Origin of the sequence: Halomonas salinarum, from assembly GCF_012062845.1 — a bacterium.
Classification (GTDB): Bacteria; Pseudomonadota; Gammaproteobacteria; order Pseudomonadales; family Halomonadaceae; genus Onishia; species Onishia salinarum.
Genome location: NZ_WWNB01000004.1, coordinates 210,991 through 224,219 on the forward strand (window position 1 = coordinate 210,991; position 13,229 = coordinate 224,219).

Sequence of the window (13,229 nt, forward strand, 5' to 3'; positions counted from 1 at the left end):
CTCCAGATGAGGCATTCGGTCAGCGATCAGGGCTCATTCGACGACGCGGGGCACCAGATAGAGGCCATTCTCCACCGCTGGGGCGTTGCGCTGGAATCGCTCGCGCTGGTCGGTCTCGGTGACCTCGTCGGCGCGTAGGCGCTGAGTGGCATCCAGCGGGTGGGCCAAGGGGGCCACGCCATCGGTATTGACCGTCTGAAGGTGATCGGCCATCTCGAGGATCCGTGTCAGGTCGTCGACATAGCGGTCGGCGTCGGTCTCATCGAGGCCCAAGCGGGCCAGATGTGCTGCGCGCCGCACATCTTTAGGTTCAAGCGCCATGGTGAATATCCCTTGAGCGTGGATCGTGGCGGCGGCGCCAGGCAGGCGTCATCCGCAGTAAATAACCGTAAAATGTACCATATCCTGGGCCGACTGGCAGGACTTGACTCACGGGGCCGCAACCCCAATGTAGCTTGCTGCATCAAGGCCGCGATGGTACCGTTTGCGTCCGCACAGGGTTCCGGTCTGCACTAGGTGAAAGACTTCCATGTTTAAACGTTTACGTGGGCTGTTCTCCAGCGATCTCTCGATCGATCTGGGTACGGCCAACACGCTGATCTATGTTCGCGGACGGGGTATCGTGCTCGACGAGCCTTCCGTGGTGGCCATTCGCCAATCGGGTAACATGCGCAGCGTGGCTGCCGTGGGTATCGACGCCAAGCGCATGCTGGGTCGTACGCCGGGCAATATCACCGCCATCCGGCCGATGAAGGACGGCGTCATCGCCGATTTCACCGTGACCGAGCAGATGCTTCAGCACTTCATTCGCAAGGTGCATCAGAGCACTTTCCTGACGCCGAGTCCGCGGGTGCTGGTCTGTGTGCCCTGCATGTCGACTCAGGTCGAGCGACGTGCGATCAAGGAATCTGCCGAGGGCGCTGGCGCTCGCGAGGTGTTCCTGATCGAGGAACCGATGGCCGCGGCCATCGGTGCCGGCCTGCCGGTCGAAGAGGCTCAAGGCTCGATGGTCGTCGACATCGGCGGCGGTACCAGCGAAATCGCGATCATCTCGCTCAACGGCGTTGTCTACTCGGAGTCGATCCGGGTCGGTGGTGATCGTTTCGACGAAGCCATTACCGCCTATGTGCGCCGCCACTATGGCAGCCTGATCGGTGAGGCCACTGCCGAGCGCATCAAGGAAGAGATTGGCTGTGCCTACCCAGGTGGTGAGCTGCGCGAGATCGATGTGCGCGGCCGCAACCTCGCCGAGGGCATTCCCCGCAGCTTTACGCTGAACTCACACGAGATTCTTGATGCGCTGCAGGAGACGCTCGCCGCGATCGTGACGGCGGTGAAGAGCGCGCTTGAGCAATCTCCACCCGAGCTCGCTTCCGACATCGCTGAGCGCGGCCTTGTGATCACTGGCGGCGGTGCCTTGTTGCGTGATCTGGACAAGCTCATTTCCGAAGAAACCGGCCTGCCGGTGATTGTTGCCGAGGATCCGCTGACCTGCGTGGCTCGCGGTGGCGGCAAAGCGCTGGAAATGATCGATCAGCATACCTTCGAGCTACTCTCCAGCGACTGACCTGTTCGCTAGACCGTGACCCGGGGGATTGCTTATTAAACCGCTGTTCACGCACGCGTCAGTGCCCGGTTACCGCATGCTGCTGTGTGCGATACTGGCACTGACGTTGATGTTCGCGGAACATCAACTGACGCGGGTCGAAAACCTGCGCGCGCAGCTGTCGACCGTGGTCGCCCCCATCCAGTGGTTGGTCAGCCTCCCAAGTGATGCCCTTACATGGGGCTCGCTTGTCGTCTCTGACCAGAGCGCTCTGGTCGACGAAAACCGCAAGCTTCGCCAGCAACTGCTGACCCTGTCTCATCGCGTGCAGCGCATGGCCAGCCTGACGGCCGAAAATGTGCGCTTGCGCGAACTCCTGAATGCCACTCGGCGCGATGAGATGCCTTTTCTCACCGCTGAACTGCTGTCGCTGGATTCCGACCCCTTCACCCATCAGATGGTCATCGATCGTGGGCGTCGCAATGGTGTCTATGTGGGGCAGCCGGTGATGGATGCATCGGGGCTTGTCGGGCAGGTCACGTCAGTCTCGGCCTATTCCAGTCGGGTCTTGATGGTGGCAGATGCCAACCATGCGATGCCGGTGCAGGTGAACCGCAACGGCCTGCGCTTCATCGTTCAGGGCACCGGGCGTTTCGATGCCATGAGTGTGCTCCATGTGGCCGATACCGCTGATATCCGAGAGGGGGATCTGCTGGTGTCCTCGGGGCTCGCCGGTCGTTTTCCTGTCGGCTACCCGGTAGCACGCGTCAGCGAGGTGACTCATGACCCGGGCGAACCCTTCGCCACGGTGATGGCGGAACCGGTAGCGAAGCTGCAGCGCGCGCGACACTTCCTGTTGCTGTTTCCACCGGATGTCGATGTCGCGGCCGGTGATGCGTTGTGGACGGATGACTTTGACCTTGATCCTCTGCCCAAGGAGCTGACGCCCTGATGGTTGCCATGGGACTTCGCGGATACCTGCTGGTATGGACGACCCTGCTGCTGGCGCTGTGCCTGCAGGTCATGCCGCTGGCCGACAAATGGCTGATGTGGCGTCCCGACTGGTTAGGACTGATGCTGATTTACTGGTGCATGGTCATGCCTCAGCGCGTCGGGGTCTTTTACGGCTTTATACTGGGGATCCTGCTTGATCTGATCGAGGGCTCACCGCTTGGGTTGAATGCCCTGGCCCTGTCGCTGCTGGCCTTTCTGATCGCCTTGGTCTATCAGCGCATGCGCGCCTATTCACTGGTTCAGCAAGCGGTGCTGATCGTTGTGCTGCTGGGCATCGTGCAATTGGTCGAGCAATGGTTGATGACCCTCTTTGGTCCCTTTTCGATTCACCTGGCCTTCCTGTTGCCGTCATTGATCGGCGCCCTCCTGTGGCCCTGGCTGTTCACCATGCTGCAGGCCTTGCGCCGTCGCTTTGCCGTATCCTGACCAAGGCCTTACTCAAAGGAGGCGTGCATGCCTCACCTGTGCCTGGCGTCGGCATCCCCGCGCCGTCTGGAACTCTTGACCTCGATCGACGTCGACTGCGACGTGCGCCCCGTCGATATCGACGAGACACCGCTACCGGGGGAGAATCCTCGTGACTACGTCTGCCGGCTGGCGCGAGAGAAGGCGCTTGCTGGTGCGACTTTTTCTGACCTTCCTGTCCTCGGGTCGGACACGGCGGTAGTGCTGGATGGCGAGATCCTGGGCAAGCCCCGTGATCGTGCCCATGCGCTCGAGATGCTGTCGGCCCTGTCTGATACCACCCATGAGGTGCTGACCGGCGTGGCGGTGAGCGGCCCACAGGGGCTCTTGGAAGCCTGCGTGACGACACGGGTGACGCTTCGCGCGATCACCCCCCGTGAGGCGGCTGCCTACTGGGAGACGGGTGAGCCTTGTGACAAGGCCGGCGGCTTCGGCATTCAGGGGCGGGCGGCGGTGTTCGTGTCGCATATCGAGGGCAGTCATAGCGCGGTGGTTGGCCTGCCGCTTTACGAGACCGCGGAGCTGCTCGAACGCCAGGGTGTGGCGCTGTGGATGAGTGATCGGGCAGCTGTGTCATAATATTCGTAAGAGCAAATGATTAAGGAAGCCCGCATGAGCGGTGAAGTACTGATCAATCTGACGCCCATGGAAACGCGCGTGGCGGTGGTCGAGAACGGCGTCCTGCAGGAGGCTTTCATCGAGCGCAGCGGGCGGAGAGGTATTGTCGGCAATATCTATCGCGGCAAGGTGGTGAGGGTGTTGCCCGGCATGCAGGCCGCTTTCGTCGATATCGGCATCGAGCGCGCCGCCTTCATTCATGCTCATGAAGTCATGGCGCCCAACACACCACCTGATGAGCAGGCGTCGATCAGTCAATTGCTTCAGGAAGGGCAGCCGCTGGTCGTCCAGGCCACCAAGGACCCGATCGGTTCCAAGGGGGCGAGACTGACCACGCATCTTTCTGTTCCTTCGCGCTACCTGGTTTACATGCCGGACTCACCGCATAACGGCGTTTCCCAGCGAATTGAAGACGAGGCTGAACGGGAGCGCCTGCGTCAGCTGACACTGGCCTGCCAGGCGGAGCAGGATATCGAGATCACCGGCGGCTTCATCATTCGAACCGCTGCCGAAGGCGTGACGCGCGAAGAGCTCTATGCCGACATGAATTTTCTGCTGCGTCTATGGCGCAGGGTTAGCGAGCGAAAGCATACGGCCGGCATCCCTAGCGTGATCTACGACGATCTGCCGCTGTTCATCCGCACCCTGCGTGATGTGATGCGAGACGAGATCGAACGGGTACGCATCGACTCCCGTGAAAATTTCCAGAAGCTGATCGAGTTTGCCCGGGAATTCATGCCCGGCACCGAGTCACGCATCGAGTACTATCCGGGTGAGCGACCGATCTTCGATCTCTACAGCGTCGAGGACGAGATTCAGAAGGCCCTGGGACGCAAGGTGCAGCTCAAATCCGGGGGATATCTAGTGATTGACCCCACCGAAGCGATGACCACCATTGACGTCAACACCGGGGGCTATGTCGGTCACCGCAACCTCGAGGAGACGATCTTCAAGACCAACCTCGAGGCCGCCACGGCGATCGTCCGCCAGCTCAGGCTGCGCAATCTCGGTGGTATTATCATCATCGACTTCATCGACATGGACGACCCCGAGCACCAGCGCCAGGTGCTACGCATGCTCGAGAAGTTGCTGGAGCGTGATCATGCCAAGACCAAGTGTACCGGCGTCACCGAACTTGGCCTTGTTCAGCTGACGCGCAAACGTACTCGGGAGAGCCTCGAGCAGACCCTCTGTGAGGCCTGCTCGGTGTGTCATGGTCGTGGCACCCTCAAGACACCGGAATCGGTATGCTATGAGATATTTCGCGAGATTCTTCGCGAGGATCGCGCCTATAGCGCCGAGACCTATATGGTGCTGGCCGCGCAGGCAGTGGTCGATCGCCTGCTCGATGAGGAATCGTCCTCCGTTGCCGATCTGGAAGCCTTTATCGGCAAGACCATACGCTTCCAGGTGGAAGCCCACTATTCCCAAGAGCAGTACGATATCGTACTGATGTAGGAGGCGTGACATGAGCCTGTTTCGCCTCCTGCTGCGCTGGGCACTGACCACTTTCGCCGTCCTGCTGGCCTTGCTCGCCGTGCTGGTACTTACCTTGCGGTTGGCCGCCGGCGAGCTGGACCGCTTTCGCCCCGAACTCGAGTCCCTGCTTTCGGCGCGGTTTAACGCCGAACTCAGCATGGAGAAGATTACCGGTAGCTTTCACGGCCTTGACCCTGCGCTGACCCTTGAAGATCTTACCCTCGTCTCGCGTACCGAGCCTTCGCATCCGCTGATTGAAATTGATAGGGCCGGCTTACGTGTCGACAGCATGGCGAGCCTTTGGGGGGGCATGCCCGAACTCGATGACGCCAGCATTCGCGGCGTTACCGTGCATCTTTACCAGAGGCCTGATCTCAGCTGGCAATGGCCGCAACCTGCCGAGCTACCCCCCGAAATCATCCCCGATGGGCGCTTTACACTCGATCGACTCGATTACTGGGTCGGCGTTCTGTTGCGTCAGCGTCTTGCGGTCGAGAACGTGCGTGTGGTGCTGCATGGACTCGATCGACAGCTGGCGTTTGAGGCGCCTCGCCTGCTCATGGCCGGCGATGCCGGGCGTGCCCATATCGAGGGTCAGCTGCATGTAGCGGGGAATCCTGACGCCACCCTGACGACCGTGCTTGAGGTATTGCCGGGACAACGCGGGCTTGCCGATTTCAACGCCGCGCTTCAGGCACGAATGAAGCTTGAACATCTGGTCGAACTGACTGAGGTGCTCAGTCGCAATGATCCGTTGAAAGTCGAGGAAGCGCGTGGCGAAGCAAAACTCTGGGGACGCTGGCGGCATGGTGCGCTGGAAGATGTGCGCCTGGATGTGAACGTCCCCAAGTTGCAACTGAGCCATGAACGGCAACCGCTGGATCTTAAGGACATCCGGCTCACCGGGCAGTGGTTGCGAGGAGAGGATGGATGGCAAGCCTGGCTAGGCACTCAAGGCGATGCCAAGCGGACTGCGACATCCACAGATGCAGCAGCCAGTGCCCTGGAAGTAAGCGACGGGCCCGATGGGCAGTCGAGTAAGCTCGCCGAGGAGAGCGGTCAGGCACGCGAAGAGGGGGCTGATAAAAGCACTGTCGGCCGACCGCTGCCCAGGCACTGGCAGGCCAGCGGGGATGATGATGGCTGGTGGATGACGACGAGTGAATTCGATTTGGCCGCCCTGGCGGCCTGGCGTGAACGGGCCCCCTTGCCCGAAGGACTTCAACGTGTGTTGGCAAGGCTTGCGCCCAGGGGGCAGGTCGGTGGGCTCAAGGTGGGGCATCGTGACGGCCATTGGCTCGCTTTCGCCGAGCTCTATGATGTGGCTGTCGACCCTTGGCAGGGAGCGCCTGGGGGCGGCCCCCTGGACGCCTGGGTCGAAGCCAAGGATCTGGCCGGCAAGATTGTGTTCGCCGACAGTAAGAGTGAGGCTACTAGCCTCGATTTCCCCCAGCTTTTTGCGGCGCCGATGGCGCTGTCGTCTGCGTCCGGCGAAGTGAATTGGGACTACCACAGCAAGGGGGTCAGCGTGACCGGCCAAGACCTCGCGGTGACCTGGCGCGGCGCATCGGTGGCGGGTGGCTTCGATCTCGATGTGGGGCGCGGCACGCCTGGCAACCTGGGTCTCGACCTTTCCTTTGCCGATGTGGATGCCGCCGATGTCGATCTTCTCGACTGGCTGCCGATCAAGACGCTTCCCCCTGCGCTCAGCGAGTGGTTGGGGCGCGGGGTGGCAGGCTACGTCGATGACGGACAGCTGTCGCTCGATCTTCCGCTACGCGAGAATATCCGCATTGATGATGTAGGGCTCTCGCTGGCACTGGATATCCGCGACGCTACCCTGCCTTTTTCGCCCGATTGGCCGGTACTCGAGGATGTGAAAGGCCAACTGCGGTTCGATAATCAGCAGCTGTCGGCCGATGTCGAGTCGGCCAGTCTGGTCGGTTTGCAGGCAAAGGACGCGACGGTCAGTTTGATCGACCAGCGTCTCGAGGTGAAAGGCCAGGCCGAAGGCAGCACAGACGAACTGCTGGATTTGCTGGCCGCCATCCCCGACCTGGAGGTCGGCCGAGACGATATCAGCAGCCAGGGAACGGTCATCGGAAGCGTGGATCTGGCCATGAACCTCGATGCGCCCGACGCGATGGCGCTTTATGTTGACGCGCGTGTCGACGCGCCACGTTTGCGCCTTGAGGGTGCGGCGCTTAATGCCCACAACGTAAATGGTAGCCTGCAGTATCGACGCCGCGACGGCCAGGGCGGGCTCTTTGGTGAGCTGGGGGCCCGGGTCTTCGATGGGCCTGTGCTGGCGCGTTTCGAGGGCGATGAACAGACCATAACCGTGAACGGTCGGGCCTTGGCGCGAGGGTTGCTTGATTGGGCTGATCAGCCGAGCCTGGCGCCGCTGGTCGATGGTTATCTGCCCTATACGCTGCGCATCCCCCTTGATGATCAGGCCTCGCCAGTGACGCTTGATAGCCGACTCGAAGGGCTTGCGCTCAACCTGCCAGCTCCCTTTGGCAAGATGGCCAATGAGGTGGTGCCGCTGAGACTCACCGTCGACCGGGCGGGTGAGCGGGGCGAGATAACCCTGCGGGATCGAGCAAGAATGCGCTGGCGTAATACATCGGTGGGTCGCCAGGGACAGCTGTGGTTGGAGAATTGGCCGCAGGAGCCTTCGTGGCCGCGACGTTCCGGGTGGTCGGTGCAGTGGCAGACGAATCGCCTGGCGGTATCTCCCTGGGCCAGAGCGCTTGCTGATCTGTCCTGGCAGGGTCTTGCCTCCGAGAATCAGCAGGAAAGCGCGCCAGACAATCCGCTGGATGCCATTGAGCTTTCTGTGGCCTGCCTGTCATTTCGCGATCATTGCCAGGGTACCCTGCAGGCCAACGCCGATTCGCTTGCCGGCGGCAATTGGCGTGTGTCGCTGGATGGCAGTATCGCCAAGGGCCAGGCTGACTACCGTCCGGGCGATGTGAGACCGATCACCATCGATCTGTCGCGGCTGTCTCTCGATGGTCTATGGCCGGCACCCGAGCCTCCCTCCCAAGTACTCGAAGAAGTGGATGCTGCCCAGGCGGCAGTGCCGTTGCCGAACTGGCTAGCATCGGTGCCCGATGGTCGGCTGCGGGTGGCAGAAATGACCCGCCTGGGCAGTACGCTGGGGCCCTTGAACCTGGGTTGGCAGGCCTCACCTTCTCAGCTTGTGCTTGCTCCGTTTGGCCTGACACTGGGCCAGGTGAGCGCGCGTGGCGAGCTGATCTGGGAGGCCGCGGGATCCGGTTCGAGCTTGACGCGCTCTCGATTGCGCCTGGATGGCGGTGACCTGGGAACGGCGCTTGCCACGCTCGCTCAGGACGTGCCGATCCGTAATTCAGAGACCCATGTCGAGTCCCGGCTGGCCTGGCCGGGGGCCCCCTGGCAGTTTGCGTTGGCGCGCTCCCGCGGCAGTCTCGATGTCAGCCTTCGCGACGGGCGATTCCTCAATTTGCAATCGGGTTCGGCCAAGCTGGTGGGCCTGCTCAATTTCGACAATCTGTTGCGCCGCCTGCGACTCGATTTCTCCGATGTCACCGGGCAGGGAACCGCCTTTGATCGTGTCAACGGCAGTGCGACGCTGTATGGTGGGATCCTCGAGACTCACGGTCCTGTGCAGATCGACGCGCCGGCAACCCAATTCAGTCTCGAGGGGCAAGTCGATCTGGTGCAGCGTGAACTCGATCAGCGTTTAGCGATCACAGTTCCTGTGACACAGGCGTTACCGGTCGCGGCGTTGTTGGCCGGCGGACCGGTCGTTGGCGGAGCGGTTTTCCTCGCTCAGCGCCTGTTCGGTCGTGCTATCGACCGTGTGACCCGAATCCACTACCGCGTACAAGGTCCTTGGACCGATCCGCGGATTTCTCTGGAAAGTGCCGAATGATGCTCAAGTCCTCCGAACTCTCTTCCCAGGACATGCTGGACACTGCCGTCAGCACCCTGCTGGCCCCGGGCGGCCTCGATTTGGCGTCGCTCGACACTGGGCTCGGTCATGCCCTGGGGTCGGGCGTCGACTTTGCTGACCTCTACTTTCAGCGCAGCTGGCAGGAAAGCTGGGTGCTGGAAGATGGTGAGGTCAAGGACGCCAGTTACAACATCGATGGCGGCGTCGGCGTTCGTGCCATGGCCGGTGAAAAGACGGGCTTTGCCTATTCCAATCAGATCAGTGCCGATGCGCTGAAAGAGACCGGCCGCACCGCGTCCGGCATCTCGCGCAGTGGCTCACGGTTGACGCAGTCTTCCATACAGCTGACCACGGCGTCTCAGCGCTATGCGGGCATCGACCCGCTGTCCGGCCTCTCGGCCGAAGACAAGGTCGCGATGCTCAAGGAAGCGGACCGGGTTGCCCGTGCGGCAGACCCGGCGGTCAGCCAGGTCAGTGCGTCATTGACCGGTGTTCACGAAGTCGTATTGGTGCGCGCCAGTGACGGCACGCTGGGTGCGGACATCCGCCCGCTGGTGCGCATGAACGTCAATGTAATCGCCGTGCGCGATGGGCGGCGTGAGCGCGGCAGCGCCGGGGGCGGTGGTCGCTACCCGATGGCGCGTCTACGTGAAGAAGGCGCACCCAAGCGTTTCGCCAAGGAAGCGGTGCGCCAGGCGCTGGTCAACCTTGAGGCCATCGATGCGCCGGCCGGCCAGATGCCGGTGGTGCTCGGCGCCGGTTGGCCCGGTATCCTGCTCCACGAAGCGGTGGGTCACGGCCTCGAGGGCGATTTCAACCGCAAGGGCAGCTCGGCCTTTGCCGGCCGCATGGGCGAGCGTGTCGCTTCACCCGGTGTGACGGTCGTTGATGACGCCACCTTGAGCGACCGTCGCGGCTCCATGAGCATCGACGACGAAGGCACGCCTGGGCAATACACGCCGTTGATCGAGGACGGCGTGCTCACCGGTTATATGCAGGACAAGCTGAATGCGCGGCTGATGGGCATGGCGCCGACGGGTAATGCGCGTCGCGAATCCTATGCGCATATGCCGATGCCGCGTATGACCAACACCTACATGCTGGCCGGAAAGGACGAACCTGCCGATATCATCAAGAGCGTCAAGCGGGGTATTTACGCCGTCAGCTTTGGTGGTGGCCAGGTGGATATTACCTCGGGCAAGTTCGTGTTCTCGGCGAGTGAGGCCTATCTGATTGAGGACGGCAAGATCACCGCGCCGGTCAAGGGGGCGACCCTGATCGGCAATGGTCCTGAGGCCATGAGTCGCGTGTCGATGATTGGTCATGACCTTGAGCTTGATACCGGTGTCGGCGTCTGTGGCAAGGAAGGGCAGGGGGTGCCGGTCGGGGTCGGGCAGCCGACCCTGAAGCTTGATGAGCTGACCGTCGGTGGTACTGATTAGTGAGTGATGAGTGAGTGACAAGCCTGGCGCCGTGGCCGCACTGGCCAGCGGCTCGGCTATATACTGACGGTATAGGGTTGCCGCGATAGCCGAGCCGACGGGAGCGTTGAGCGGCCCCAGCCAGGCGATAACAATGCGCTCGACGACAAATCCTGGAGATGTCGCCGATATACGTCTGGCGAGGCTATTTTATCGTTAAAGGCCTGCTGTATCGCGGATCAGTTTGAATAGCTTGCGGGCGCTGGTCGGCGGTTTCTCCTGATCCCGCTCGCGGCGCGCGTTGCGAATCAATTGGCGCAGCGCTTGGCGATCGACATCGGGATGTTCGACGATAAAGGGTTCAAGGGCGTCATCATCCTCGATCAGGCGGTCGCGCAGGCCTTCGAGCCGGTGGAAGGCGTGGTCACGGCGCAGCGTTTCCTGTTCGAACTCGTCGAACACCGCCTGTATACCAGCGACATCCTCGCGGCGCATCAGTTTGCCGACATACTGCATGTGCCGGCGACGCCCCTCGTGGGAACGGATGCGGGCCGTCTCTTCGACGGCCGCCAGCATTTCGTCGGAAAGCGGCAGCCGAGCGCGCCACGCGTCGGAGAGGGCGATAATCTTTTCGCCCAGCGCCTGCAGGGACTGCATTTCCTGTTTGCGCTGGGTCTTGCTTTGCCGACCGTCGTGGTCGGCGGGCGATTCAATTGACATGCCATTACCATCAGCATTGGGAGGTTGGTGCAGTATACCAGCCAGCCTCGCGACAAGGAGACCAAGATGACTCAGGCTTTTGATGCCGCCGCCCAGCAGGCATTGCTGGAGTCCCGGGCCCAGGCCGCACTTGACCAGGCGCGTTCTCTGGGGGCCGATGCCTGTGAGGTGGGAGCCAGTGTCGATCAGGGGCTTGGCGTCAGCGTACGCCTTGGCGAGGTGGAAACCGTCGAGCTGTCCCGTGACCAAGGGATCGCCGTGACTGTCTACGTGGGCAAGCGCAAGGGCACGGCGTCTTCATCGGATGCAGGCGAAGCCTCCATTCGTTCAGCCGTCGATCAGGCCATGGCCATCGCACGCTACACCGGTGAAGACGATTTTGCCGGCTTGGCACCCGCCGAGCTGATGGCCCGCGAGCTGCCGGATCTCGATGTTCACCACCCATGGGCGCTTACCACTGATGAAGCCATTGAGCGGGCCTTGGCCTGTGAAGCGGCTGGCCGGGCGGTAGCGGGAATCAGCAAGTCCGAGGGGGCGGAAATCTCCAGTGGGGAAGGCGTGCGGGTCTATGCCAACAGTCACGGGTTTCTGGGTAGCCAGCGCGGCAGCCAGCATTCGTTGTCCTGCATGCTGATTGCCGAGGATGAGAATGGCATGCAGCGCGACTATGACTACACCAGCGAACGCGATCCTCACAAGCTCGCCAGTGCCGAGGCGATCGGTCGTTCCGCAGCCGAGCGCACCCTGCGGCGTCTGGGCGCTCAGCGCCCGGTCACGGGCCGTTTTCCGGTCATGTTCGACCCAAGCCTTGCCAGTGGTTTGATCAGCCACCTGATGGGGGCGCTTGCCGGCGGTGCGCTGTATCGCGAGTCCTCCTTTCTCTGCGACCGGCTCGGCGACAGCCTCTTCCCTGAGTGGTTCAGTCTCTACGAGCGGCCTCGGGAACCGGGGGCCATGGCCAGCAGTCCCTTCGACGGTGACGGCGTCTACACGCGGGACAATGTCTTTATCGACCAGGGTCGCCTGGCAAGCTACATGCTGTCGGCCTACAGCGCCCGTCGCCTTGGCATGACGACCACCGGCAATGCCGGCGGCGCGCGCAACCTGCGCCTGGATGCACCACTGGAGAGTCGCGATTCGCTGCTTGCGAAGATGGATCGCGGTGTACTGGTCACTGAGCTGATGGGGCAGGGGGTCAATGGGGTAACCGGCGACTATTCTCGCGGTGCCGCCGGTTTCTGGGTCGAGAATGGCCGTATTCAGTACCCCGTTGAGGAGTTCACCATCGCCGGCAGCTTGCAGAAGATGTTCGCAGGCCTGGTGGGTGTCGGTGACGATATCGATACCCGCGGTAGCGTGCATAGCGGCAGTTGGTTAATCGATGAGATGACCATCGCTGGCGGTTAGCGCCTTAGCAAGTGCCGTGTGGGGAGGTCACCGCGCCATGGTCTGGGGCGGTGCCATCTTGCTAGCAGGCCGGTGCCGCTAAGAACACCACCCGAATAAAAACGCCACCCTTCAAGGTAATGCCAGTCAGTTAACGCTGACTGGCATTTCTCTTGGTCGGGTACTTCTGGGGTCGGCGCCTGACTGATCGGGGGTAAGATCGCTCGCGTCGCTCAGGCAGGACGAAGGCAGGCGCCATCTCCAGCATCGACTGAATCACACCGGGCACACGCCCCGGCGAGACCCAGGGGAGGACCGTTAACTCCTTGATGATCCAGTGGGCGGCCTGGTGGAAGCTGAGTTGGTTCGGGTGCACCGCTTCTAGGCTATAGGCCATGCGGGCCATCTGGAAGCGAATCAGGTTATAGGCCAGCAAGGTGCCCCAGAGCTCCTGGAAGACCATCTCCGGCGTCCGGCTACGCAACGTCAGGCGATTACCCAACAGGGATTGCTTCATTTCCCGGTAGCCCAGTTCGATTTCCCAGCGATGGCTGTAGAGATCGACAATATCTGCCGCCGGAAAGCGCAGCGGGTCGGTCATCGAGGTCAGGATCTGGACCTCCTTGCCGTTCACCTTGCG

Annotated in this window: 11 protein-coding genes; 8 read left to right on the top strand and 3 right to left on the bottom strand. The window is 61.9% G+C overall.

Going from position 1 to position 13,229, the window contains the following annotated elements:
• Positions 1-33 precede the first annotated feature (33 nt).
• Positions 34-321, bottom strand: coding sequence for an Asp-tRNA(Asn)/Glu-tRNA(Gln) amidotransferase subunit GatC (gatC, locus tag HF027_RS05185; RefSeq protein ID WP_136255319.1), 288 nt, complete (start codon positions 319-321; stop codon positions 34-36).
• A 208-nt stretch (positions 322-529) separates the two neighbouring features.
• Between gatC and HF027_RS05190 the strand changes: the two genes are divergently transcribed.
• The 7 genes from HF027_RS05190 (at position 530) to tldD (ending at position 10,504) form a co-directional block, all read left to right on the top strand.
• Positions 530-1,567, top strand: coding sequence for a rod shape-determining protein (locus tag HF027_RS05190; RefSeq protein WP_136255320.1), 1,038 nt, complete (start codon positions 530-532; stop codon positions 1,565-1,567).
• 76 nt (positions 1,568-1,643) lie between these two features.
• The gene (gene mreC, locus HF027_RS05195) at positions 1,644-2,498 is read left to right on the top strand and encodes a rod shape-determining protein MreC (protein WP_245184528.1); all 855 of its coding nucleotides are present in this window, start codon (positions 1,644-1,646) and stop codon (positions 2,496-2,498) included.
• A complete protein-coding gene (mreD, locus tag HF027_RS05200; RefSeq protein ID WP_425338664.1) occupies positions 2,498-2,986 on the top strand; it encodes a rod shape-determining protein MreD in 489 nt (162 codons plus the stop codon). The genes mreC and mreD overlap by 1 nt, the downstream gene beginning before the upstream one ends.
• 27 nt (positions 2,987-3,013) lie before the next feature.
• Complete coding sequence (locus HF027_RS05205; protein WP_168013516.1) at positions 3,014-3,604, top strand: Maf family protein; 591 nt, start codon at positions 3,014-3,016, stop codon at positions 3,602-3,604.
• Positions 3,605-3,637: 33 nt separating this feature from the next.
• Positions 3,638-5,101, top strand: a complete 1,464-nt coding sequence (gene rng, locus HF027_RS05210) for a ribonuclease G (protein WP_168013518.1) — start codon at positions 3,638-3,640, stop codon at positions 5,099-5,101.
• A 10-nt stretch (positions 5,102-5,111) separates the two neighbouring features.
• A complete protein-coding gene (locus HF027_RS05215) occupies positions 5,112-9,041 on the top strand; it encodes a YhdP family phospholipid transporter (protein ID WP_168013520.1) in 3,930 nt (1,309 codons plus the stop codon).
• Positions 9,041-10,504 (top strand): metalloprotease TldD, encoded by a 1,464-nt coding sequence (tldD, locus tag HF027_RS05220; protein ID WP_209316409.1) that lies wholly within the window; start codon positions 9,041-9,043, stop codon positions 10,502-10,504. Before HF027_RS05215 ends, tldD begins: the two co-directional genes overlap by 1 nt.
• Positions 10,505-10,699: 195 nt before the next feature.
• Here tldD and yjgA read toward each other — a convergent pair whose 3' ends face one another.
• Positions 10,700-11,203, bottom strand: a complete 504-nt coding sequence (gene yjgA, locus HF027_RS05225) for a ribosome biogenesis factor YjgA (RefSeq protein WP_168013522.1) — start codon at positions 11,201-11,203, stop codon at positions 10,700-10,702.
• A gap of 66 nt (positions 11,204-11,269) precedes the next feature.
• Here yjgA and pmbA point away from each other — a divergent pair, with 66 nt between their 5' ends.
• Positions 11,270-12,610 (top strand): metalloprotease PmbA, encoded by a 1,341-nt coding sequence (pmbA, locus tag HF027_RS05230; RefSeq protein ID WP_168013524.1) that lies wholly within the window; start codon positions 11,270-11,272, stop codon positions 12,608-12,610.
• A 130-nt stretch (positions 12,611-12,740) separates the two neighbouring features.
• Here the strand turns inward: pmbA and HF027_RS05235 are convergent.
• Positions 12,741-13,229: transposase (locus HF027_RS05235; protein WP_168013526.1), on the bottom strand; the 489-nt coding region annotated here is incomplete at its 5' end.

Excerpts from the sequence above, each read along its gene's own strand:
- gatC (WP_136255319.1), bottom strand. The coding sequence starts at position 321 with ATGGCGCTTGAACCTAAAGATGTGCGGCGCGCAGCACATCTGGCCCGC.
- HF027_RS05190 (WP_136255320.1), top strand. The coding sequence starts at position 530 with ATGTTTAAACGTTTACGTGGGCTGTTCTCCAGCGATCTCTCGATCGAT.
- mreC (WP_245184528.1), top strand. The coding sequence starts at position 1,644 with ATGCTGCTGTGTGCGATACTGGCACTGACGTTGATGTTCGCGGAACAT.
- mreD (WP_425338664.1), top strand. The coding sequence starts at position 2,498 with ATGGTTGCCATGGGACTTCGCGGATACCTGCTGGTATGGACGACCCTG.
- HF027_RS05205 (WP_168013516.1), top strand. The coding sequence starts at position 3,014 with ATGCCTCACCTGTGCCTGGCGTCGGCATCCCCGCGCCGTCTGGAACTC.
- rng (WP_168013518.1), top strand. The coding sequence starts at position 3,638 with ATGAGCGGTGAAGTACTGATCAATCTGACGCCCATGGAAACGCGCGTG.
- HF027_RS05215 (WP_168013520.1), top strand. The coding sequence starts at position 5,112 with ATGAGCCTGTTTCGCCTCCTGCTGCGCTGGGCACTGACCACTTTCGCC.
- tldD (WP_209316409.1), top strand. The coding sequence starts at position 9,041 with ATGCTCAAGTCCTCCGAACTCTCTTCCCAGGACATGCTGGACACTGCC.
- yjgA (WP_168013522.1), bottom strand. The coding sequence starts at position 11,203 with ATGTCAATTGAATCGCCCGCCGACCACGACGGTCGGCAAAGCAAGACC.
- pmbA (WP_168013524.1), top strand. The coding sequence starts at position 11,270 with ATGACTCAGGCTTTTGATGCCGCCGCCCAGCAGGCATTGCTGGAGTCC.